Origin of the sequence: Natrinema sp. CGMCC1.2065 (assembly GCF_051225675.1) — an archaeon.
Lineage (GTDB): Archaea > Halobacteriota > Halobacteria > Halobacteriales > Natrialbaceae > Natrinema > Natrinema thermotolerans.
In genome coordinates this window covers 36,093-58,767 of the sequence record NZ_JBPJSJ010000009.1, presented here as the reverse complement: position 1 = coordinate 58,767, position 22,675 = coordinate 36,093, and the positions used below count along the sequence as shown (strand labels likewise).

Here is a 22,675-nt window from a genome sequence, read left to right as displayed (position 1 = left end):
CCCGGCATGGGAATACCAGCTAAGTTTCGCTGTTGCTGGCAGAGGGTTCCGACCCGTGGAAAGTCGAGAGAGTCATCTGCGAGGATTTCTCGCTCGTCTCTCGGTGGGTCACGGCGCTGTCACAGGCGCTCCCATCCCGTGAGATGTCATCGCCCGCCGGTTTCAGCGGCAGGCTCTCACCCCACGGGTTGTGGCGGTCAGCGATGTTGACCGCCGCGTTGATGTCTGCGTGGTACTCCGACACCCAACACTCGTCGTTCTGACACCGGAACTCATCGCCGTCCCGATACCCGATGTGGCCGCACTCGTGGCACGTCTGGCTCGTGTACTCCGGGCGGATGTATTCGACCGGGATGCCAGCCTCTCGTGCTTTGTCCTCGATGCGCTCCTGCAAGCGAGCGAACGCCCATGCGTGGAGGCGTCGGTTCATCCACTCACCGTAATCGAGGTCTTCGCGGATGTCCGAAAGGTCTTCCAGCACGAGGACTGGTTTCTCGAATCGACAGGCGTACTCGAGGGCACGTCGAGACGCCTTCTCGATGATGTCTGTGAGTGCGTTCTGGTAGTGGTCGAATCGCTCGTCTATCCGCCACTGTGCGGCGTCACGCTCTTGGAGTCGCTTGAGCGTCGTGAACATCTCTTTGCGAAGGTGACGAGCGCGACCACCGTTGATGAGCAGTGGGTCAGTCGAAGTCCCCTGCTCGCAGGCACAGCCCGCGAGCAGGTGTGCTTCGCCAATGTCGAAGCCGACTGGTGTTACATCGTCGTCTGTCGGTTCGTAGTTCGGTTCTTCGACCGGGAACTCGACGGTGACGTGAAGCGTCCACGACGTGCGGTGACGTTGCAGGCGGAGTTGGCCTGCCGACGCTTCACCGTCCACGAGGTCGTGCCACAGTTCTTCTTGAGCGGGGTTGATACGGAGTGGTATCCAGAAATTCGTCCCGCGACCGGGCTGTGGCACCCACCACGTGAACTCGTAGTCCCGTTCCGGTGAGTGGTCGAACTCGGCTGCTTGGTTGGTGAGTCGAACTGGGTGGTCGTCGTCCAACTCCTGTGCATCGTAGGTTCCGTGCAGTTGCGGAACGTAGTTACACAGGGCCGCCTTCGCCTGATACGGCAGGTTGTAGGGCGTCACTACATCACTGGTGGCGGTCATCGTCTCGCACCCGGCCTCGAACGCCTCGTGGAGTCCTGCCCGGTAGGTGTCGAGCAGGTCGCACAGTTTGCGCTCTTTGTGGGCTGTCGGCGGGGCGAGCGTGGCCTCCAGCGTTTTCGTGGTTGTCGCGGTCATACTACTGGTTTTCCACGTAGTCCATCAGCGCGTCGATGCTCACTTGGCCGGTCGTGGCGAGGAAGTATCCCGGTTGCCAGAACGCATCTTCGAGCGTCTGTGTCACTTCAGGAAACTCTGAGCGAATCCGGCGAGACGTGACGCCTTTGAGCGAGTTGATGAACTTCGTGAGGTCTGTGGTTGGTTTGGTCCGAAACAGGATGTGAACGTGGTCGGTTCCGCCGTCCACGTTCTTGATGTCGGCCTCGAAGTCATCTGCAATATCGTGGGCGATTTCAGCGACACGCTCCAGCCGCTCATCTGTGAGAATATCGGCTCGGTACTTCGTGACGGTCACGAAGTGATACTGGAGTGCGTACACTGTGTGCGACCCTGTTTGCAGATGACACTCCATTTGGCCTTAGCAGATACAAGACACCCAAGAAAAATAACTCTTGTGACGTGGGGTATTCAGCAAGGAGAAACCGAGTGGTTTGTTGCACAGAGCTTACGCGATTCACTCCCGCCCTGTTCGCTCCTCGGTTCCGACTGGGCGTCGGAACACTCGTCACTCACGGGAAGGGCGGGATTCTCTCGCTGAATCAAGATAGCCGACCCCGGCGTTCAGTTGTTTATCCTCACTCTACCGGAGATCTCAGAACGGGTTCGAACCGCCGGGATACTCACGTCTCACGAGTTTGGTCGGCGCAAAAGTAGTCCCGGGCGGATTCGAACCGCCGTCATGGGCTTGCTTCCGTGACGGAACGAACCGAACACGTCCAAAGGCCCATATGATTGGCCACTACACCACGGGACTCTTCGTTTCACTCGTCGTCCCGTGTCGTTCGCAAATTCATCGGATTTGCTCACCACCACGGGACTTCACTTCCGCATACGAAACCGCCGCACAATAGTGTTACTTTTCGCCGGCGGACGAAACGGCTATTTGACCTTCCTCGGCGCGTCGGTGACAGCTCCGACAGAGCGTCACCACGTTTTCCAGTACGTGTGCGTCCTCGGGGTCCTCGAACGACCGAACGGGCTCGAGGTGATGCACGTCCGGGTTTCGGTCGAGTTCCGCCGCCTCAACGCCACAGTGTTGGCACTCGTAATCGTCTCGTTCGAGCGCCTGCCGTCGAACCTGCCACCACGACCGGCCGTATTCGATCGGCCCGCCCTCCCACTGGTGGTGGTCCGGGCCGACGACGTTCGCTGATAGCCAGTCGCCGTAGCACGCGAGCGTACAGAAGAACCCCCGTTCCTGCTCGTCGATCCGTGCCGGCCGCACCTCGAGGTCGTCGCCACACGACTGACAACCGACTGTTACTCGCTCCGCTTTTATCGACGGATTGTCCGGGAGCAGCCCCTCAGCAGCTTCGACGCAGTCCGAACAGTAGACGCCCGGTTTGTCGGACGGATAGTATTCGAACGTCGACCCACAGCGCGTGCAGTCGGTCAGTTCCGTCGCGTCGCGCCAGTTCCCGTTGTGTTCGCCGGCGTTCGGATCGCAGTCGTCGCAGTACTCACGACGTGCTTTCGGATCGTAGAACGCGAGCCCGCAGCCGCTGCACGTCCGATTCGGAAGCGGGTCGCCGTGTACCTTCGTGTGGTGCTGGCGCATCCCCTGTTCGGTCGCCAGGGACTTCCCACACGTCGGACAGTCCATACGGGGCGTGGCCGCGCCTTCGGATATAAACCCGCGGCCGATGGCGATCGACAGAAAACGAGTCGCCGTATCGAGATCTCGAGAAGCGCTACAGGTAACCTTCCTCGGCCAGCCGCTCGATACCCTCCTCGAGCCGTTCTTCGCTCGCGGCGTAGGAAATCCGCGCGTAGCCGGGGGTGCCGAAGGCGCTGCCGGGGACCGTAGCGACGTGGGCGTCCTCGATCGCGCCCTCGCACCACGCTTGATCGTCCTCGTCGACCGGCAGCATCATGTAGAACGCCCCCTCGGGTTCGGCGACGTCGACGCCGTGGTCGTCGAGCAGGTCGATGACGAGATCGCGCCGGTCCTCGAAGGCATCGACCATCTCGGCGACCGGCTCCTCGGTCTCGAGGGCCTCGAGGCCGGCGTGCTGGACGAAGTTCACGGCCGAGGAGACCGAATGGCTGTGGAGCTTGCCGGCCTGGTCGATCAGCTCCTCGGGGCCGGCGAAGTAGCCGAGCCGCCAGCCGGTCATCGAGTAGGCTTTCGAGAAGCCGTTGACGGTGACTGTGCGGTCGGCCATCCCCTCGAGGGTGCCGAGGCTCGTCGGTTCGACGCCGTAGGTGATCTCCTTGTAGATCTCGTCGGAGATGACGGTGATATCGTGTTCGACGGCGAGATCGCGAACGCCCTCGAGCGCGGCGTCGGAGTAGACCGCGCCGGTGGGGTTCGAGGGGGAGTTGACGACGAGCAGTTCGGTCTCGTCGGAGACGGCGGCCGCGAGATCGTCGAGGGCGGGCTCGAGCTGGAAGTCGGTTTCGGCGAGGTCGACGCGGGTGAGGTCGCCGCCGGCCATCTTGACCATGGCCTCGTAGGAAACCCACGCGGGGTCTAACAGGACGACCTCGTCGCCGTCCTCGACGAGGGCCTGGACGATCTCGTACAGCGCCTGCTTCGCGCCGGGCGTGACGATGATCTCGTCGGTCGTGTGTTCGAGGCCGTCGGCGGCCAGCTTGTCGGCGATCGCTTCGCGCAGTTCGAGGATGCCGGCGGAGGTGGTGTAGCCGGTGTGGCCGGCGTCCATCGCCGCCTTCCCCGCCTCGACGATGTTCTCGGGCGTGGGGAAGTCGGGTTCGCCGACCGAGAGGTCGACGACGTCTGCGCCCTCGTTCTCGAGTTCGGTCGCGAGTGCGGAGATGGCAAGCGTTGCGGACGGTTCGACTCGGGATACGCGGTCGGTGAATTCCATCGTCATTGTTGGGAATCGGAAGCCGGTAGTTCGTCGACGAGATCGAGCGCCCCCTCGACGGCTGTGGCCGCGTTCTCGACGCGTTCGCGGGCCTCCGCGGCGGACATTCCTGGCCCGGTCACGCCGAGGGTCACGGGCGTGTCACGCTCGAGACTCACGTCGGAGAGTCGCTGGGCGGTGGCGTCGGTGATTACCTGATCGTGGTCCGTGTCACCGGTGATGACGGTCCCGACGACGGCGACGGCGTCGACGGCGTCACGGCGCGCGAGCCGGTCGGCTGCAAGCGGCGCGTCGTACGCGCCGGGGACCTGGACCGTCTCGTACACCTCGGCACCAGCGGCGGTGGCCGCTTCGAGGGCCTCCTGCTCCATCTGCTCGGTGATCGGGCGGTTGAACTGCGCGACCACCAGTCCGAGCGTGATCATACGCGAGCGGTAGGGAGGGCGGGTAAAAGAGGTACCGTTCTCCGGCGGTCGACGGGGCCGCCCAATGGCGAACGGAGCCGCCGCGACGGCGGCTGCGTGACTAGTCGTCGGCCTCGCGTTGCACCGTCACGGAGCCGTTGGTCGTCTCGAGACGGAGCCGCCGGCTGCCGTCGCCGAGCGTTACCGTCGCGTCGTCCCCGTCGTCGGCCGTCACGCCGTCGAACCCCTCGAACGACACTTCACCGTTCGTCGCCGATGCGGTGACGGTCGCGTCGATCGACGGCGGGGTACGGACGGTGATCGAATCGTTGGTGGTCTCGGCGGTCAAGTCCCCGCCGTCCGCTGCGAGGGTTACGTCGATGTCGCCGTTCGTCGTCTCCGCCAGAACGTCGCCGCTGACCTCGGAGACCGTTATCGAACCGTTGGTGTTTTGGCTGGTCAGATCACCGTCGACCCCTTCGATGTCGATATCGCCGTTGGTCGTCTCAGCGACCACCTCGCCGGTCGCGTCCCGGACGGTGACGTCGCCGTTGGTCGTCTCGCCTCGGATCACGCCCACCTCGGCCGGCACCGTCGCCTCGAGGTCGAATTTCGGATCGGGACCGATCAGGAACGGGACGTCCTCGCTGACGGTCTCGACCGTGAGCCGGTCGTCGCTGCGCTCGCTCTCGAGGGTCAGCGACTCGAGGGTCCCCTCGGTGGGGGCGGCCTTGTGGCCGCGGACCTCGAGCGCGGTCGCGTCGTTCGTGGCTCCCTCGACGGTGACCGAGCCGTTCTCGGTGTCGAGCGACACCTCGCGTATCCCCTCGGTGTCGAACGTTTCGGTGACGGTTTCCGTTTCCCCTCGCCCGGTCGCGAGACAGCCCGCCAGCGACGCGAGCGCGCCGAGGCCGCCCCCGGCGAGTAGCCGGCGTCGGGAGACTCGTCGTTGCATGCCCGTGTCTGTGCGTTGCCAGCTCTATATATACTCCCCTCGGGCTTCCGACCGGGGTGGTCTCCCCGGGAGTTTTTATAGGAGACCGGGCCCCGGACGCTGCGAGCGGGGGCGTTTGAGAATTCTTAAGCGCGGGCGACGAGAACCGGGGCGTAATGACGACGCTCCGAACGCCGGGCCCGACGGTCGGCGTGGTCGGTGGCGGACAGCTCGGACGAATGCTCGCCGAGGCGGCCGCGCCGCTGGGCGTCGAGGTGATCGTCCTCGATCCGACGCCGGACTGTCCGGCGGCACCCGTGGCCCGCGAGCAGATCGTCGCCGCGTTCGACGACGAGGCGGCGATCCGCGACCTCGCGACGCGGGCCGATGTCCTCACGTTCGAGATCGAACTGGCCGACCAGCAGGTTCTCGACCGCGTCAGCGAGGAGACGGGGACCCCCGTCCACCCCGACCCCGCGACGCTCGAGACGATCCACGACAAACTCGTCCAGAAACGCGAACTCGAGGCCACGGGCGTCCCGGTCCCGCCGTTCCGCGCGGTCTCCGACGCCGATGACGTCCGAGCGGCGATCGACGACTACGGGGCGCCGGTGATGCTCAAAGCCCGGACCGGTGGCTACGACGGCCGGGGGAACGTCCCCGTCGAGTCGAAGTCAGATGCGGAGGCCGCCCTCGAGTCGGTCGCCGGCCCCGCGATGGTCGAGTCGTTCGTCGATTTCGAGCGCGAGATCTCGGTCATCGCGGTCAAGGGAGCCGCCGAACGGAGTTCGGCGAACCGCGAGGACGGACCTCGCAACGACAACGAAATCGCGACGTTCCCGATCGGCGAGAACGTCCACGAGGCGGAGATCCTTCGGGAGACGATCGTCCCCGCTCGATCGAGCGAGGCCGTCACCGAACGCGCCCACGCGATCGCGCGCGACGTACTCGACGTGATGGACGGGCGCGGCGTCTACGGGATCGAATTTTTCGAAGCTTCGGACGGCGAGGTCCTGCTCAACGAGATCGCCCCGCGCCCGCACAACTCCGGCCACTGGACGATCGAGGGCGCACAGACCTCACAGTTCGAACAACACGTCCGGGCCGTGCTGGGCTGGCCGCTGGGCTCGACCGCGCTGCGCTCGCCGACCGTGATGACGAACCTGCTCGGCGACGTAGAGGAGGAACGGTCCGCGCAACTGAGCGACCTCGACGAGATCCTCGAGACGCCCGGTGCGAACCTCCACTGGTACGGGAAACGGGAGGCCAGACCGCTCCGGAAGATGGGACACGTGACGGTGACCGGACGGGACGACGAGGGCGTCAACGAATTGCTGGAGCGGGCGGTGTCACTCCGCGAGTCCGTCACGTTCGAATAGCGACGCCACGCGGAGTCGTTACGAACGTGTTCGCCCGAAACGACGGTCTCGAGCGCCGTACCGTAGAAAGCGTTTTACCGATCGCTCTGTTATTGCGTGGACATGATAGATAGCGAACGCGTCTTCGAGCGGCTTTCGGAGGGCCGCGGATCGGGCATCGACCTCGATCCCGAGCCGACGAGAGCGGACCTCCGTGATGTCGTCCAGGCGTTCAAAGCCGACGGGCTGTGTGGCCGGCGGGTCGCCGAGCAACGGCTCGTCCCGTACTTCATCGCAAACGACGGCTACGGGCAGCGCGAACTGAGCCTTCTCGAAGACGTCCTGGCCGAGGAGTACGAGGGGACCGATCTCTGCCTTCGCACGCGTCGCTCCGAGTGTAGCCGGCTCCGCGGCGGCTGTAAGGGGTCGCGCTGACACGGACCGCGAAGCCGTTCCTTTCATTGCGGCTGGGACGAAACCCCGGCGTATGACCGCATCGGCAGTCGAGGACCTAATCGACCGGCTACACGAGGAAGCGACCCAGGATCGACCGACTGCGGAGACGCCCGACGTGGGAATCGTCATGGGCAGCGATTCCGACCTCGAGACGATGATGACCGGCGGGAAGCGCCGAGGGGCCTACGATGCCTTCGTCGAGGAACTCGGGTTCGCCGAGCAGACCGACTTCGAGAGCCCACCCGACGAGCGGTTTACCTTCGAGACCTACGTCACCTCGGCCCACCGGACGCCGGACTTAATGACGGCTTACGCCGAGACGGCCGAGGAGCGCGGGCTCGAGGTGATCATCGCCGGGGCCGGCGGGAAGTCGGCGGACCTCCCGAACATGACCGCCTCCATCGCGTACCCGCTGCCGGTGATCGGCGTTCCGGTCCAGGAGAAGTCCGTCGACAGCGTCATCGGGATGCCGACGGGCGCGCCGTTGGTCGCGGTCGACGCCGGCAAGTCGTTCAACGCCGCGCTCTCGGCCGCCCAGATCCTCGCCCGGCAACACGACGCGGTCCGCGATCGGCTGGTCGCCTACCACGAGGACCTGCGGGCGGGCGTCGGCGACGTCTCTCGAGACCTCCACGACCGGGGGACGCCGGCGTTCCGGGATCGAGAGGAGTAGTCGCCGTCGCCTGCCGACGGCAGTGACCGTTCGGTCATCCGAACGGATTCGGCAGGAAGATATTACCGCCATAGCGCCGTTAAACCGGCCGTTTTCGGCCGTGAGTAATAGCCTGTTACCGGTTCGTTCGCTATTCATAGGGACACATATAGTATAAGGTGATTAATTACGAGGGTTCCGCGTTCGCTGAAGTCGCGTCTCGGCCCGTGTTTCCCCGAAAAACGAAGAATCAACCCTTATGTGCGTGCGGTTTGAAGCCCCGAACGTTACGGAGATGAATGATTGGATCGCCATCGGGGCGCTGGCACTCGTCGGGGTACTGATACCGCTCGGGATGATGTCGGTATCGTCTCTCCTGCGACCCACCGTGCCCGAAACGAGCAAACGCGCCACCTACGAGAGTGGCGAGATTCCGACCGGCGGCACGCGCATCCGGTTCAACATTCAGTACTACATGGTTGCGCTTCTGTTCGTCGTCTTCGATATCGAGACCGTCCTGTTGTTCCCGTGGGCGGTTGCCTACCAGGATGCCCTCGCGTCGCCGGAAATCTCGCTCGTCCGCGCGCTCGGACCGATGCTGCTGTTCGTCGGTATCCTGCTGGTCGGACTCGCGTGGGCGTGGCGCACAGGCGCAGTACAGTGGGCCCGGACGGCCGAACAACTGAAGGCTGACAGACAATGAGCAGCGACCAACCACGCCAGTCGATCTACGACAGCACCGCACCGTCGACGGACACCCGCGACTCGCGGATCGGTGAGGGTGCCGACGACCGCTTCAACTCCAAGCTTCGGGAGGCCTTCGGCTCCACGCCGTTCATCCTCACGAAGTTCGACAAGTTCATGAACTGGGTGCGGGGCAACTCCATGTTCATGCTCCAGTTCGGGATCGCGTGTTGCAGCATCGAGATGATGCACACCTACGCGATCAAACACGACCTGGACCGCTTCGGGGCCGGCGTGCCGCGGGCCTCGCCCCGACAGGCCGACGTGATGATCGTCCCCGGGACGATCGTCTCGAAGTTCGGCCCCCGCATGAAGCGGGTCTACGACCAGATGCCCGAACCCAAGTTCGTCGTCGGCATGGGCTCGTGTACCATCTCCGGGGGCCCCTTCCAGGAGGGGTACAACGTCGTCAAGGGCGCCGAGGAGATCATCCCCATCGACATCCACGTCCCCGGCTGCCCGCCCCGGCCGGAGGCGCTCGTCTACGGCATCGCGAAGCTCCAGGAACGGATCCGCAACGGCGAGTCCACGCCCGTCGTGGTCAAGCCCTACGAACTCGAGGAGTTCGGCGACCTGCCACAGGACGAACTCGTCCAGAAACTCGCCGACGACATCGACGAGGAGGATCTGGTCATGCGTTACAACTGGGCTGATTCGCCATGAGTACGGGACTCGAGCGCGACCCGGCGATCGAGGTATCGGAGGACGACCTCGAGGCGCTGATCGGTGATCGCGCGCTCGCGCGCGACGACCACCTGAACGCGCCGGGGTTCGTCGTCCGGCCGGACGACGTCCAATCGGTCCTCTCGGACCTGCGTGACGAGGCCGGCTTCGACCACCTCGCGAACCTCACGGCCCAGCAGTACGCCGACCGGTACGAGTCGATCTACCACCTCCGGAAGTACGCCGACCCGACCCAGGAGGTGTCGGTCGTCGTCCCGACGACCACCGACGATCCGGTCAGCCAGAGCGCCGAGCCGGTCTTTCGGACCGCCGACTGGCACGAGCGGGAGGCCTTCGACCTCGTCGGGATCGACTACGAGGGCCACCCCGATCCGCGACGGATCCTCCTGCCCGAGACCTGGCAGGGCCATCCGCTCTCCGAGGACTACAACCAGGAGAAGCCGCAGTTGGTGACCCTGAGCGAACACGCCAACCCGGTCCAGCCGGACCACCACGACGACGAGTCGGACACGATGTTTCTCAACATCGGTCCCCACCACCCGGCGACCCACGGGGTCCTCCACATCGAGACGGTCCTGGACGGCGAGACGGTCGTCGACGTCGACCCCGACATCGGCTACCTGCACCGCTGCGAGGAACAGATGTGCCAGCAGGGGACCTACCGGCACCAGATCATGCCCTACCCCGACCGCTGGGACTACGTCTCGGCCGGCCTCCTCAACGAGTGGGCCTACGCGCGCACGGCCGAGGACCTCGCGGACATCGACGTCCCGGAGTACGCACAGGTCATCCGGACGATGGGCGCGGAGCTGTGCCGGATCGCCTCGCACATGCTCGCGCTCGCGACCTTCGCACTCGACGTCTACGGCGACTTTACCGCCATCTTCCAGTACGGCATGCGCGACCGCGAGGTCGTCCAGGACATCCTCGAGGATCTGACCGGCCAGCGGCTCATGTTCAACTACTTCCGGTTGGGCGGAGTCGCCTGGGACCTGCCCGAACCCCGCGAGGAGTTCATCGAAAAGACCCGCGACTTCCTCGACGGACTGCCCGCGAAGGTCGACGAGTACCACGACCTGCTGACCGGCAACGAGATCTTTCAGGTCCGGACCCACGACACCGGAATCCTGGAACCGGAAGTGGCCAAACAGTACGGCTGTACCGGCCCTGTCGCCCGCGGCTCCGGCATCGACTACGACCTCCGGCGAGACGACCCCTACGGCTACTACGACAACCTCGAGTGGGACGTCGTCACCGAGGACGGCTGTGACAACTACTCTCGGGTCCTCGTTCGCATGCAGGAGGTCGAGGAATCCGCGAAGATCATCGAGCAGTGTCTCGACCTGCTCGAGGACTGGCCGGAGGACGAACGCACTGTCCAGAGTAACGTGCCGCGGACGCTGAAGCCGGACGCGGACACGGAAATCTATCGCAGCGTCGAGGGCGCGAAGGGAGAACTCGGGATCTACATCCGCTCGGACGGGACCGACAAGCCGGGCCGGTTCAAGATCCGGAGTCCGTGTTTCCACAACCTCTCGGCGCTGCCCGAGATGTCCGAAGGCGAGTACATCCCGGACCTGATCGCGTCGCTTGGCAGCCTCGATATCGTCCTCGGGGAGGTGGACCGCTAGTATGCCCGGCACACAGACAGCGACCGCGACGCCGGCGCTGCCGCTGCAGGACACGGTCTTGCTCCCCGAACGGATCGGCGAGCTGACCGGCCTCGACGGATTCGGGCTCGGCGGCGAGTTGCTCGCGGCCTTCCTCGCAGCCTTCCTCATCGGGAACCTGATGCTGGCGATGACCGGCGTCGCGGGGCCGTGGGCGAAGCGAAAGATCACCGCCGCATTCACCGACCGGATCGCGGTCAACCGGCTCGGGCCGGCCGGCCTCTTCATCATCGTCGCCGACGCCGTCCGGCTCCTGTCGAAGGAACTGGTCATCCCGGAGAACGCCGACCGCCCGGCCTACGACCTCGCGCCGATCGTCGTCGCGTCGTCGGCGCTGCTTGGCTTCGCTGTGATCCCGATGGGCAACGGGATCCACCTCGCGGACCCCGAAGTCGGACTGGCGTACGTCTTCGCCGTCTCGGGGATCGCGAGTCTGGGCCTGGTGATGGCCGGCTACGCGTCGGCGAACAAGTACTCGATGCTCGGCGGGCTCCGGGCGGTGGCACAGAACGTCGCCTACGAGATCCCGCTTGTCATCACCGGGATGTCGGTCGTGATCTTTTCGGGGTCGCTGCAGATGGGGACGATCGTCGCCGAGCAACACGAAACGCTCGTGACGATCGCCGGGATCGACATCCCGACGTGGTACGCGCTGATCAACCCCTTCGCGTTCGTCCTCTTTCTGGTGGCGAACTTCGCGGAGGTCGGTCGCAACCCCTTCGACACGCCGGAGGCACCGACCGAGATCGTCGCCGGCTACCAGACCGAGTACTCCTCGGTCTACTTCGTGCTGATCTACCTCGGGGAGTTCCTCCACATCTTCCTCGGCGGGGCGATCATCGCGACGATCTTCCTCGGCGGCCCGGCCGGCCCCGTCCTGCCGGGCATCGTCTGGTTCATCATCAAGATCTGGGCGGTGTTCTTCGCGACCCAGTGGCTGCGCTCGGCGGTGCCACGGGTTCGAATCGACCAACTGATCGAGATCGGCTGGAAGGGCCTGCTCGTGTTGGCCTTCGCCAATCTCGTCTTGACCGCGGTAATCGTGGGGCTGATAGCATGATCGGGATACTCAAATCGATGGCAACGACGATGAAACACGCACTGGACGGCTCCACATTCACGGTGGAGTACCCGGAGACCGCACCGGACGTCTCGCCGCGCTTTCGCGGCGTACACAAGTTCAGTCAGGAGCGGTGTATCTGGTGTCGCCAGTGTGAGAACGTCTGCCCGAACGACACGATTCAGATCGTGACGAACGATCAGCGACAGGGCGAACAGTACAACCTCCATATCGGACAGTGTATCTACTGTCGGCTCTGTGAGGAAGTCTGCCCCGTCGACGCCATCCTCCTGACGGAGAACTTCGAGTTCACCGCGGACACGAAACACGACTTCGTCTACAACAAAGAGCAGTTGAAGGCCGTCCCGTGGTACAAGGACATCGACCCGCTCGCCTCCCGCGAACCTGATCGCGGCGCGTGGGTCGGTGAAGGCGAGGGGGAGGTCGACTACCAGTAACGGGTCCGCCCGTCCCGTAAACGGGCACTATCAACACAACCATGAACTACGAGCTGATCGCGTTCGCGCTGTTCGCCGGGGTGACGCTGGCCAGCGCGGTGGGTGTCGTGCTCATGCAGGACCCGTGGCATTCGGCGCTCCTGCTGGGCGTGGCGCTGCTCAGCGTGGCGGTCCACTACGTGATGCTGGCGGCCGAGTTCGTCGCCATGATGCAGGTCCTCGTCTACGTCGGCGGGGTCCTCGTCCTCATCACGTTCGCCGTCATGCTGACCCAGCGCGACGACACCGAGACGGACGAGGTGGTACAGGCATGACGACCGGCCCGAAACTCCGACTCGGAAAGACGCTGGTCCCGGGGCTACTCGCCGTCGGACTGTTCGCCGTGATGGCGTTGATTACACTCAACGCCTCGTTCGGCGGCATGGAAGGGTTCCCCGAGGGGATCTCGGTTACGGCCGAACTCGGCTACGCACTCTTTGGCTACGACGAACTGCAAACGGTCGGCGGGACCGAACCGTTCCTCGCCGCCGTCTTGCTCGTCGCCGTCGCGCTCGATGCCGCGCTCGACGCCTCGCTCGTCCTCGCGAAACGCGAGGAAGGGGGCGAACCCGTCGCCGCGCTCTCGAGTGCGGACGAGGCCTCGAGCGAGACGCCGGAGCCGGCCGTCGCCGACGGTGGCACGGAGACCGGAGGTGACGACCGATGACCGTCGACGTACAGTACTACGTGCTGTTGTCGATGGCGGTGTTCTGTATCGGTCTCTTCGGCGTCCTGACGCGTCGTAACGCACTGTTGTTCCTGATGTCCGTCGAGTTGATGCTGAACGCGGCCAACATCAATCTGATCGCGTTCGCGTTCTATCACGGCAACCTCACCGGCCAGCTGTTCGCGCTGTTTACGATGGCGCTGGCCGCTGCCGAGGTGGCCGTCGGGCTCGGGATCATTCTGGTGCTGTATCGCAACTTCCGTGACGTCGACGTCACGGTACCGACGACGATGAGGTGGTAAGATGGCCACGATAGCAGCAGATCCGTTCGGATTCGCACCGGCGATCGCAGTGTTCCCGCTCGTAGCGTTCGTGATCACGCTCCTGTTCGGCAGGCAACTGCCGAAGAAGGGCGCGCTGCCGGGCATCATCGCGACCGGCGGGTCGCTCGTCGTCTCGCTGGTGATGGCCGCGGCCGTCGCGGGCGGCGACGCACATCACACGGAACTGTACGAGTGGACGGCCGGCGCAGCGGCGAGCGAAACCGGCGCGGAGACGATCGCCTTTACGTTCGGGATCCTGATCGATCCGCTCTCGGCGCTCATGCTGGTGATCGTCTCGCTGGTCGCCCTGCTCGTCCACGTCTTCAGCCTCGGCTACATGAACGCCGAAGGGGAGGCCGGGCTGCGGCGGTACTACGCCGAACTCGGGCTCTTTACCTTCAGCATGCTCGCGTTCGTCTTCGCGGACAATCTGCTGATGGCGTTCATGTTCTTCGAACTCGTCGGCCTCTGTTCGTACCTGCTGATCGGATTCTGGTTCCGCACGGAATCGGCCCCTTCGGCCGCGAAGAAGGCGTTCCTGGTCACCCGCTTCGGTGACTACTTCTTCCTGATCGGGGTCGTCGCCATCGCGGCGACGTTCGGCACGGTCGGCTTCGCCGGCGAGGGGTCGTTCGTCACGGCCGCCGAGACGGCGATCGAGGACGGCGCGACGCTGTTCGGCTTCGACGCCCAGACGTGGGTGACGATCACCGGGCTGCTCGTACTGGGCGGCGTGCTGGGCAAGTCCGCGCAGTTCCCCTTCCACACCTGGCTGCCCGACGCGATGGAGGGTCCGACCACCGTCTCCGCGCTCATCCACGCGGCGACGATGGTCGCGGCCGGGGTCTACCTGGTCGCCCGGATGTTCGGCTACTACGCGCTCTCGCCGACCGCGCTGTCGATCATCGCCTTCGTCGGCGGCTTCACCGCCCTGTTCGCGGCGACGATGGCCGTCGTCAAAGACGACGTCAAGCAGGTGCTTGCCTACTCGACGATTAGCCAGTACGGCTACATGATGCTCGGGCTGGGCGTCGGCGGCTACGTCGCCGGCGTCTTCCACCTGATGAACCACGCCTTCTTCAAGGCCTTACTGTTCCTCGGTGCTGGTGCGGTCATCATTCTGATGCACCACGAACAGGACATGTGGGAGATGGGCGGCCTGAAAGACAAAGCGCCCGTCGTCTACTACACGTTCCTCGCTGGCGCGCTCGCGCTCGCGGGGATCGTCCCGTTCTCCGGCTTCTGGTCGAAAGACGAGGTACTGTTCGACGCGCTGGCCGTCGGCCTCTCCGAACCAGTCATCCTCGCGGCCTACGCGATGGGACTGGTGGCCGTGTTCTTCACCGGCTTCTACACGTTCCGGATGGTCTTCCTGACCTTCCACGGCGAACCCCGGTCCGACACCGCCGAGGACCCCCACCCGGTTGGGTGGGCGGTCAAGGTCCCGCTGCTCGCGCTCGGGACCCTTGCCGCCGTCGCTGGCCTCGTGAACATGGCCCCGATCGCGAAGCTCGCGGGGGTCGACATCACGTTCCTCGAGTTCTGGCTCGACGGCGAGTACGGCTACGTCGAGGGACTGACCTACCACCACTACCACGAGACGGTCGCCGAGATGGCCTTCGAAGAATCCTACATCGGCTCCGAGACGACGACGATGCTGCTGAGTGCTGGGCTCTCGCTTGGGCTCGCACTTGCCGGCGCGTTCACGGCACACACGCTGTACAACGTGCCCGACCCGGACCGCCACACGACGAAACTCGGCGGCGCCTACAGCGTCCTCAAAAGCAACTACTACCAGGACGAGTATCAGGTCTGGCTCGCCGAAGGCTTCACCCTGCCGCTGGCGCGGGCAGCCGACCGGTTCGACCAGACCGTCATCGACGGCGTGGTCAACGGCACTTCACAGATCAGCCTGTTCGGCAGCGACTGGGTGAAACGGATCCAGACGGGTATCGTGACTAACTACGCGGCGCTGTTGGTGGGCGGGTTCATCGCCTTACTGCTCGTCCTCGGCTATCTCGGAGGGTGGTTCGCATGATGATCGAAGCACTGATCGCGGTCGCACTGATCGGCGCGCTCGTTACGTTCGTCGCGCCGAATCGCATCGCCGGCAAGCTGGCCTTCGCGATCAGCCTCGTGCCGGCGGCCCTATCGCTGTGGCTGTTCGGGACCTTCGACGGCAGCGGGAACGCCCTCCGGGGCGGCGAACTCGCCTTCGAATCACAGGCGGCCTGGCTCGAGATCGGCGACTACTCGATCTCGTGGTTCGTCGGCCTCGACGGGATCAGCCTCCCGCTGGTCGTCCTGACGACGATCCTCTGTACGCTCGCGATCGTCAGCTCGTGGACCCCGATCGACGAACGCCAGTCGCAGTTCTACGGACTGATCCTGTTCATCGAGGCGATGCTGATCGGCGTCTTCTCGGCGCTTGACTTCTTCCTCTGGTTCGTCTTCTGGGAGGCGGTCCTGATCCCGATGTACCTGCTGATCGGGATCTGGGGCGGCCCGCGCCGGAAGTACGCCGCGATCAAGTTCTTCGTCTACACGAACGTGGCGTCGCTGGTCATGTTCGGCTCCTTCGTCGCGCTGGTCTTCGGACTGGGCGACGTGACCTCCTTCGCGCTGCCGGAGGTCGCGACCGCGATGCTCGAGGGCGGGCCCGACGGCCTGTTCGGTCTCAGCGGAACGACCCTCGCGTCGGTCGTCTTCATCGGCCTGTTCCTCGGCTTCGCGGTGAAGGTGCCGATCGTGCCGTTCCACACGTGGCTGCCCGACGCCCACGTCGAGGCACCGACGCCGGCCTCGATCCTGCTGGCCGGCGTCCTGCTGAAGATGGGGACCTACGCGCTGTTGCGGTTCAACTTCACGATGTTCCCCGACCAGGTCGAGGCCTACGCGGTGCCGATCGCGGCGATCGCCGTCATCAGCGTCATCTACGGCGCGATGCTGGCGCTGGCCCAGACCGACTTAAAGCGGATCGTCGCCTACTCGTCGGTCTCGTCGATGGGCTATGTCATCCTCGGGCTGGTCGCGTACACCCAGTTCGGGGTCGGCGGGGCGACCTTCCAGATGATCTCCCACGGGCTGATCTCCGGACTGATGTTCATGGCCGTCGGGGTCATCTACAACGCGACCCACACCCGGATGGTCACCGACATGTCCGGGCTGGCAGACCGGATGCCGATCGCGGTCGGCGTGCTGATCGCCGGCGCGTTCGGCTACATGGGACTCCCGCTGATGAGCGGCTTCGCCGCCGAGTACTTCATCTTCTTCGGCTCCTTCGGCTCCGAGCTGCTGTCGTACTCGGCGCTGTTTACCTCGCTGGCGATGTTCGGCATCGTCATCGTCGCGGGCTATCTCCTGTTTGCGCTCCAGCGGACCGTCTTCGGCCCGTATCGACTCGAAACCGACTATGAGGTCGGCCGCGCCCCGGTTCACGACGTCGCGTCGCTGCTCGTGTTGCTCGGACTCGTCGTCCTGCTTGGCGTGGCCCCCGACCTGATCTTCGACATGATAACCGACGCAATCGATCCGATCGTCCAGGGAGGTGACCTCTGATGGCGGTCATCGACCTCCCCCAGTGGCTGGCGCTCGCACCGGCACTGATACTCGCCGCGACGGCGCTCGTGCTGTTCGTATTCGACAGCATCAACCCGCACTCGACGAACCGAACCGTCCTCTCCGGGACGACCGTTATCGGCGCGTTGGCCTCGCTGGCCGTCGCCGTCTGGTACGCCGCCGCGGGCGTCGGTGCGACGGGGATCGAGAACTACGGCGTCATCGACATCATGGACGGCCAGTTCGTCGTCGACCAGCTAGCGCTGTTCTTCATGATCGTCGTGGCGATCGTCACCGCCTTAGTCGCGGTCGCGAGCCACGACTACCTGCAGGACCACACCTACCAGGCCGAGTACTACTCGCTGCTGGTCCTCGCGGCAACCGGAATGTCGATGATGGCCGTCTCGAACAGCCTCGTGACGGTCTTCATCGCACTCGAGCTGACGAGCCTGCCGTCGTACGCCCTGGTTGCGATCTTGAAGGACAACCGTGGCAGCGTCGAAGCCGGCCTGAAGTACTTCCTGATCGGCGCGCTGTCGTCGGCGATCTTCGTCTACGGCGTCAGCCTGGTCTACGGCGCGACCGGCTCCTTGCAGCTCGAGGCGATCGCGGCGAACCTCGACGCGGCCGGTGAAATGGGCGGTCTGCTCGGACTGGGCATCCTCATGTTGATCGGCGGCATCGCGTTCAAGACCGCGAGCGTGCCCTTCCACTTCTGGGCCCCCGAGGCCTACGAGGGCGCGCCCGCACCGATCTCCGCCTTCCTCTCCTCGGCCTCGAAGGCCGCCGGCTTCGTACTCGCCTTCCGCGTGTTCACGACCGCGTTCCCGCTCGAGGCGACGACGGCGGTGATCGGCGTCGACTGGACGTGGGCGTTCGTCATCCTGGCGATCGTCACGATGACGCTCGGCAACTTCGCGGCGGCGACCCAGGAGAACGTCAAGCGGATGCTCGCTTACTCCTCGATCGGCCACGCGGGCTACGTGCTGATCGGACTGGCGGCGCTCTCGACGTCCTCCGGCGACCTCGTCATGGGCGCGGCGATGATCCACCTGCTGGTCTATGGCTTCATGAACACGGGCGCGTTCCTGTTCGTGGGGCTGGCCGAATACTGGGGCGTCGGCCGTACCTTCGAGGACTACAACGGGCTCGCGACCCAGGCACCGGTCGCCTGCGCCGCGATGGCCGTCTTCATGTTCAGCCTCGCGGGTATCCCGCCCTTCGGCGGGTTCGGGAGCAAGTACCTCCTGTTCAGCCACACGATCGAGGCAGCCACCGAGAACACGGCGCTGCTCGCCGCCGCCGCGGCGCTCGTGATCAACAGCACGCTCTCGCTGTACTACTACTCCCGGCTGGTCAAGGCGCTGTGGATCGAGGAGCCGCTCCGCGAGCGGGACACGCTCGCGAAACCGACCGGCCTCTACGCGGCGATCGTCGCCGCCGCCGTCGTGACCGCGGTCATCCTCGCGGCCTTCGGTCCGATCGCCGACGTCGCGACCGAGGCGGCCGCGACGGTCGTCGGCTGAGCCGCACCCGGTAGCTTTTACCCGCCGGGGTCGCAAGCCGCGACAAATGTGTTTCCGGCTCGTGCTCGGCTGCGGCTCCGTCTGTCGGGGAGTCATCGATCATCTCGCCGAGCGCGACGGCCGACTGCTCGTCATCACCGACGACGCGGGCGTCGTCGAAACGCTGCGAGACGAGAGCATCCCGGCTCGAGACGGTGATCCGAGCGATCCAGCGACCGTCGCCGCCGTCGACCAACCGGACGTGATCTTCGTCGGCAGCGACCGCACCGACGTCAACCGGGCCGCGCTCGAGGCCGCACGCGATCGGTTCCCCGGGGCCGCGATCGTGGCCTATCTGGGCGGCAACGCGACGGCCGCGGATCGAGAGCGCTTCGACGCCCTCGCGGACAGAGTCGTCGGCCCCGCGAGCGCGCTGTCGGAGTGGGTCCTCGCGGAAGCGGCGAGCCCGTCGGCCGAGTCGGCGATCGAACTCCGAGACCAGCTTGCCGGGATCGACGGCCGGCTCGCGGTCATGGCCCACGACAACCCCGATCCCGACGCGATCGCCAGCGCGGTCGCGCTGGCCGACATCGCCGAGTCCGTCGGCGTCCCGGCCGACGCCTGCTACTTCGGCGACATCTCCCATCAGGAGAACCGGGCGATGGTCAACTTACTCGAGTTGGACCTGCGGAACCTCGGACCCACGGAGTCGCTCGAGGAGTATTCGGCCTTCGCGCTGGTCGACCACTCCCGGCCGGGGGTCAACGACCAGCTCCCCACGGAACTGCACGTCGACATCGTCATCGATCATCACCCGCCGCGCGGGCCGGTGCCTGGCGAGTTCGTCGACCTCCGTCAGGGTGCGGGCGCGACCAGTACCGTCCTGACCGAGTACATAGAGCGGTTCGATCTGGGATTCGATCCGTCGACGGCGACGGCACTGTTGTACGGCATCCGTGTCGACACGAACGACTTCACCCGCGAGGTCTCCCCCGCCGACTTCCGGGCTGCGTCGGTGCTGTCACCCCACGCGGACGCGTCGGTCCTGCGCCAGATCGAGCAGCCGTCGCTCGAGGGCGACACCCTCGAGACGATCGCGCGGGCGATCAAGAACCGGATCCAGCGCGACTCGGTCGCGGTGGCCAGCGTCGGCCGGATCGGCGACCGGGACGCGCTGCCCCAAGCCGCCGACCAGCTGCTCGCGATGGAGGGCGTCGAGACGACGCTTGTCTTCGGCTTCAACGACCAGATGGTTTACGTGTCGGCCCGCTCACGGGCCGCCGACGTCGATCTCGGCGAGACGCTCCGGGACGCGTTCGACCGGATCGGCAGCGCCGGGGGCCACGCCGACATGGCCGGCGCACAGCTCGAGATCGGCATTCTGGGCAGCGCCGACGACGAGGCGGAGATCGAGTCGATCGTCAGCGTCGTCGAGGAGGTGATCACCAACCGCTTCTTCGAGGCGATCGAGACGCGGCCGGGGGTCCCGGTCGGGGCCTACACCCAGACCAGCGAGTGGCTGTTCACGAAACGTGGCGAGCCGGACGGCGGCGAATCCGCGTGAGCGCGTGACGGGTGGGCGGCCGCGATGAGGCGTCAGTGACAGTACTTTTGCGCGCGGCCGCCGTCGGTCCGCGTATGGAGGTCGTGTCGGACCGAACGAAGCCCAAGGTCAAAGACTACATGACGCGCGACGTCGCGACGGTATCGCCGGACGAAACCGTCGGCGAGGTCTCGGCCCGGATCGCGGAGAGCGACGAACACAGCGGCTTTCCGGTCTGTGAGCGCCGCCGCGTCGAGGGCTTCATCAGCGCCCGCGACCTGCTGCTGGCCGACGACGACGATCCGATCTTCACCGTGATGGCGACCGATCTGCTCGTCGCCCACCCCGACATGAAGGTGACCGACGCCGCGCGGGTCATCCTCCGGTCGGGCATCCAGAAGCTCCCCGTCGTCGACGACGCGGGCAACCTCGTGGGGATCATCTCCAACGCCGACGTCATCCGCAGCCAGATCGAGCGGGCCACTCCGGAGAAGGTCGGCAAACTCAAGCGGACCTTAGAGCAGATCCACGAGATCGAACTGGCCGAGGAACGGCGTACGGTCGCCCTCGCCGACCTCACACCCACCCAGGGTCGGGTCTACGCCGACGAACTCGAGGGCCGCCGGTACGAACTCGAGCGGGGGCTGGCCGAGCCGCTGGTGGTCATCGACAACGGTGGCACGCTCCTGCTGGCCGATGGCCACCACCGCGTGCTGGCGGCCGACCGGCTGGACATCGACGAAATGGACGCCTACGTCATCGTCATCGATCACGAGATCGATCTGGGAATGGCCCGCACGGCGGAAAAGGAAGACTTGGAACGGATCGACGACATCGACGTCGTCGACTACGCGCGTCACCCGCTCGTCCAGACGACGAAGCGACTCCAGTCCGACGGCAGCGGAACGGACGACGAGCAATAGCGCGGGACTTAGCCCTCGAGTTCGGCCCGCAGCAGCTGGTTCACGTCGCCCGGATCCGCACTCCCGCCGGTCTTCTGCATGACCTGCCCGACCAGGAAGTTGATCGCGCCGTCGTCACCGCTCTCGTAGTCGTCGACGGCGTCGGGGTTCTCGTCGATGGCCTCGACGACCGCTTGCTGGACTTCGTCCTCGCCGGTCTTGCCAAGTCCCTCCTCGGCGACGACCTCGTCGGGGGTTCGGCCGTCGTCGAGCATCGACCGCAGGACGGTCTCGCGGGCGTTTTTCGCCGTGATCTCGTCCTCGGCGACGAGTTCGACCAGGCGTTTGATCTCCTCGAGGCGGCCCTCGATCTCCGTAATTTCGATGTCGCGGTAGTTGAGTTCACCCAGCAGGTTGTCCGCGACCCACGTCGCCGCCAGATCGGGGTCGAACTCGCCGGCGACGTCCTCGTAGAAGTCCGCGACCTGCTTCGTGGAGGTGAGTTTGGAAGCGGCCTCCTCGCTCAGGCCGTACTCCGCCTGGAACCGCTCGCGGCGGGCCGAGGGAAGTTCCGGGATCGCGATCTCGTCTTTCCAGTCCGAGACCCGCAGCGGCGGCAGGTCGGCCTCCTCGAAGTAGCGGTAGTCCTTCTCCTCCTCTTTCGAGCGCATCGAGACCGTAATACCGCGGGACTCGTCCCAGTGACGCGTCTCCTGCTCGACCGCGCGGCCCCGTTGGATGGCGTTTTTCTGGCGGGTCTCCTCGTAGGCCAGGGCCTTCTCGGCGCCCTTGTGGCTCGAGATGTTCTTGACCTCGGTTCGGTTAGCCGACTCGAGTGCGTCGATCCCGATCTCGTCGGTGTCGTCGCCCTCGATGTCTTCCTCGGGAATGATCGAGAGGTTGGCGTCGATCCGCAGGCTGCCGTCGCGCTCGGCGTCGAAGACGCCTAGGTACTCGAGGACCTCCTCGAGTTCCGCGAGGAAGGCCCGGACTTCGCCGGGGCTGCGGAAGTCCGGCGCGGTGACGATCTCCATCAGCGGCGTCCCGGCGCGGTTGTAGTCGACGAGGGTGTACTCCGCGGAGTCGATGCCGCCACCGCCACCGACGTGCTGGAGGCTACCGGGGTCCTCCTCGAGGTGGGCCCGTTCGATCGCGACGGTCCGGCGCTGGCCCTCGACGGCGATCTCGAGGTCGCCGTCCTGACAGATCGGCTCGTCGTACTGGGTGATCTGGAAGTTCTTGGGGAGGTCGGGGTAGTAGTAGTTCTTCCGGTGGAACCGGGTCTCCTCCGGAATGTCGGCGTCGATCGCCTTCCCGATCTTGACGGCGGCCTCGACGGCCCCCTCGTTCAGCACCGGCAGCGCCCCCGGCAGGCCGAGACAGACCGGGCAGACGTTCTCGTTGGGCTCGTCGGTCGGCTCGGTCGAACAGCCACAGAAAATCTTCGTGTCGGTCTCCAGCTGGACGTGGACCTCGAGCCCGATGACGGTCACGAGGTCGCCCTGCTGGACGGTCTGGGCAGTCATTAGAGGCGATTCGGCCCCACAGGGGTAA

Annotated in this window: 23 protein-coding genes and 1 tRNA gene; 16 read left to right on the top strand and 8 right to left on the bottom strand. The window is 65.4% G+C overall.

Features of this window, described 5'->3' with window-relative positions; genetic code table 11:
- Positions 1-19 precede the first annotated feature (19 nt).
- The 7 genes from ACSBP4_RS11085 to ACSBP4_RS11055 all read right to left on the bottom strand — a co-directional run bounded on the left by ACSBP4_RS11085 (position 20) and on the right by ACSBP4_RS11055 (position 5,523).
- Positions 20-1,291, bottom strand: coding sequence for an RNA-guided endonuclease TnpB family protein (locus ACSBP4_RS11085; RefSeq protein WP_435552230.1), 1,272 nt, complete (start codon positions 1,289-1,291; stop codon positions 20-22).
- A gap of 1 nt (position 1,292) precedes the next feature.
- The gene (tnpA, locus tag ACSBP4_RS11080) at positions 1,293-1,685 is read right to left on the bottom strand and encodes an IS200/IS605 family transposase (RefSeq protein WP_435552229.1); all 393 of its coding nucleotides are present in this window, start codon (positions 1,683-1,685) and stop codon (positions 1,293-1,295) included.
- Between the two features lie 299 nt (positions 1,686-1,984).
- Positions 1,985-2,087 (bottom strand) — tRNA-Gln (locus tag ACSBP4_RS11075).
- 99 nt (positions 2,088-2,186) lie between these two features.
- Entirely contained in the window at positions 2,187-2,936 is a 750-nt protein-coding gene (locus ACSBP4_RS11070; protein WP_435552228.1) for an HNH endonuclease, read from the bottom strand.
- A gap of 88 nt (positions 2,937-3,024) precedes the next feature.
- Entirely contained in the window at positions 3,025-4,170 is a 1,146-nt protein-coding gene (locus ACSBP4_RS11065; RefSeq protein WP_049964826.1) for a pyridoxal phosphate-dependent aminotransferase, read from the bottom strand.
- A complete protein-coding gene (gene ribH / locus ACSBP4_RS11060) occupies positions 4,167-4,589 on the bottom strand; it encodes a 6,7-dimethyl-8-ribityllumazine synthase (protein ID WP_006650286.1) in 423 nt (140 codons plus the stop codon). Before ribH ends, ACSBP4_RS11065 begins: the two co-directional genes overlap by 4 nt.
- Positions 4,590-4,689: 100 nt before the next feature.
- Entirely contained in the window at positions 4,690-5,523 is an 834-nt protein-coding gene (locus ACSBP4_RS11055) for a DUF4097 family beta strand repeat-containing protein (RefSeq protein WP_435552227.1), read from the bottom strand.
- 155 nt (positions 5,524-5,678) lie between these two features.
- On the opposite strand from ACSBP4_RS11055, the gene ACSBP4_RS11050 reads away from it, so the two are divergent.
- The 16 genes from ACSBP4_RS11050 to ACSBP4_RS10975 all read left to right on the top strand — a co-directional run bounded on the left by ACSBP4_RS11050 (position 5,679) and on the right by ACSBP4_RS10975 (position 21,142).
- Entirely contained in the window at positions 5,679-6,881 is a 1,203-nt protein-coding gene (locus tag ACSBP4_RS11050; RefSeq protein ID WP_435552226.1) for a 5-(carboxyamino)imidazole ribonucleotide synthase, read from the top strand.
- A gap of 102 nt (positions 6,882-6,983) precedes the next feature.
- Positions 6,984-7,295, top strand: coding sequence for a hypothetical protein (locus tag ACSBP4_RS11045; protein WP_006650283.1), 312 nt, complete (start codon positions 6,984-6,986; stop codon positions 7,293-7,295).
- 52 nt (positions 7,296-7,347) lie between these two features.
- Entirely contained in the window at positions 7,348-7,989 is a 642-nt protein-coding gene (locus ACSBP4_RS11040) for an AIR carboxylase family protein (RefSeq protein ID WP_049964829.1), read from the top strand.
- Between the two features lie 274 nt (positions 7,990-8,263).
- Positions 8,264-8,671: an NADH-quinone oxidoreductase subunit A gene (locus ACSBP4_RS11035; protein ID WP_006650281.1), complete on the top strand. Its 408-nt coding sequence runs from the start codon at positions 8,264-8,266 to the stop codon at positions 8,669-8,671.
- Positions 8,668-9,375, top strand: a complete 708-nt coding sequence (locus tag ACSBP4_RS11030; RefSeq protein WP_006650280.1) for an NADH-quinone oxidoreductase subunit B — start codon at positions 8,668-8,670, stop codon at positions 9,373-9,375. Before ACSBP4_RS11035 ends, ACSBP4_RS11030 begins: the two co-directional genes overlap by 4 nt.
- Positions 9,372-11,027: an NADH-quinone oxidoreductase subunit D gene (locus ACSBP4_RS11025; RefSeq protein ID WP_049964830.1), complete on the top strand. Its 1,656-nt coding sequence runs from the start codon at positions 9,372-9,374 to the stop codon at positions 11,025-11,027. The genes ACSBP4_RS11030 and ACSBP4_RS11025 overlap by 4 nt, the downstream gene beginning before the upstream one ends.
- A gap of 1 nt (position 11,028) precedes the next feature.
- On the top strand, positions 11,029-12,126 hold the full coding sequence (locus ACSBP4_RS11020) for a complex I subunit 1/NuoH family protein (RefSeq protein ID WP_006650278.1): 1,098 nt from the start codon (positions 11,029-11,031) through the stop codon (positions 12,124-12,126).
- On the top strand, positions 12,123-12,584 hold the full coding sequence (locus ACSBP4_RS11015; RefSeq protein ID WP_006181257.1) for a NuoI/complex I 23 kDa subunit family protein: 462 nt from the start codon (positions 12,123-12,125) through the stop codon (positions 12,582-12,584). The genes ACSBP4_RS11020 and ACSBP4_RS11015 overlap by 4 nt, the downstream gene beginning before the upstream one ends.
- Before the next feature lie 41 nt (positions 12,585-12,625).
- Complete coding sequence (locus ACSBP4_RS11010) at positions 12,626-12,898, top strand: NADH-quinone oxidoreductase subunit J (protein WP_006650277.1); 273 nt, start codon at positions 12,626-12,628, stop codon at positions 12,896-12,898.
- Positions 12,895-13,290 carry a hypothetical protein gene (locus ACSBP4_RS11005; RefSeq protein WP_049964831.1) on the top strand — a complete coding sequence of 132 codons (396 nt, stop codon included), beginning with the start codon at positions 12,895-12,897 and terminating at the stop codon, positions 13,288-13,290. Before ACSBP4_RS11010 ends, ACSBP4_RS11005 begins: the two co-directional genes overlap by 4 nt.
- Positions 13,287-13,592, top strand: a complete 306-nt coding sequence (gene nuoK, locus ACSBP4_RS11000) for an NADH-quinone oxidoreductase subunit NuoK (protein WP_006181260.1) — start codon at positions 13,287-13,289, stop codon at positions 13,590-13,592. The genes ACSBP4_RS11005 and nuoK overlap by 4 nt, the downstream gene beginning before the upstream one ends.
- Position 13,593: 1 nt before the next feature.
- Positions 13,594-15,651: an NADH-quinone oxidoreductase subunit L gene (nuoL, locus tag ACSBP4_RS10995; RefSeq protein ID WP_049964832.1), complete on the top strand. Its 2,058-nt coding sequence runs from the start codon at positions 13,594-13,596 to the stop codon at positions 15,649-15,651.
- Positions 15,648-17,171, top strand: coding sequence for a complex I subunit 4 family protein (locus ACSBP4_RS10990; protein ID WP_435552225.1), 1,524 nt, complete (start codon positions 15,648-15,650; stop codon positions 17,169-17,171). The genes nuoL and ACSBP4_RS10990 overlap by 4 nt, the downstream gene beginning before the upstream one ends.
- Positions 17,171-18,697 (top strand): NADH-quinone oxidoreductase subunit N, encoded by a 1,527-nt coding sequence (locus ACSBP4_RS10985; RefSeq protein WP_049964834.1) that lies wholly within the window; start codon positions 17,171-17,173, stop codon positions 18,695-18,697. Before ACSBP4_RS10990 ends, ACSBP4_RS10985 begins: the two co-directional genes overlap by 1 nt.
- A 46-nt stretch (positions 18,698-18,743) precedes the next feature.
- Entirely contained in the window at positions 18,744-20,240 is a 1,497-nt protein-coding gene (locus ACSBP4_RS10980; RefSeq protein WP_435552223.1) for a DHH family phosphoesterase, read from the top strand.
- 74 nt (positions 20,241-20,314) lie between these two features.
- Positions 20,315-21,142: a CBS domain-containing protein gene (locus ACSBP4_RS10975; RefSeq protein WP_006650271.1), complete on the top strand. Its 828-nt coding sequence runs from the start codon at positions 20,315-20,317 to the stop codon at positions 21,140-21,142.
- A gap of 8 nt (positions 21,143-21,150) precedes the next feature.
- Here ACSBP4_RS10975 and gatB read toward each other — a convergent pair whose 3' ends face one another.
- On the bottom strand, positions 21,151-22,647 hold the full coding sequence (gene gatB / locus ACSBP4_RS10970; RefSeq protein ID WP_435552222.1) for an Asp-tRNA(Asn)/Glu-tRNA(Gln) amidotransferase subunit GatB: 1,497 nt from the start codon (positions 22,645-22,647) through the stop codon (positions 21,151-21,153).
- Between the last annotated feature and the right edge of the window lie 28 nt (positions 22,648-22,675).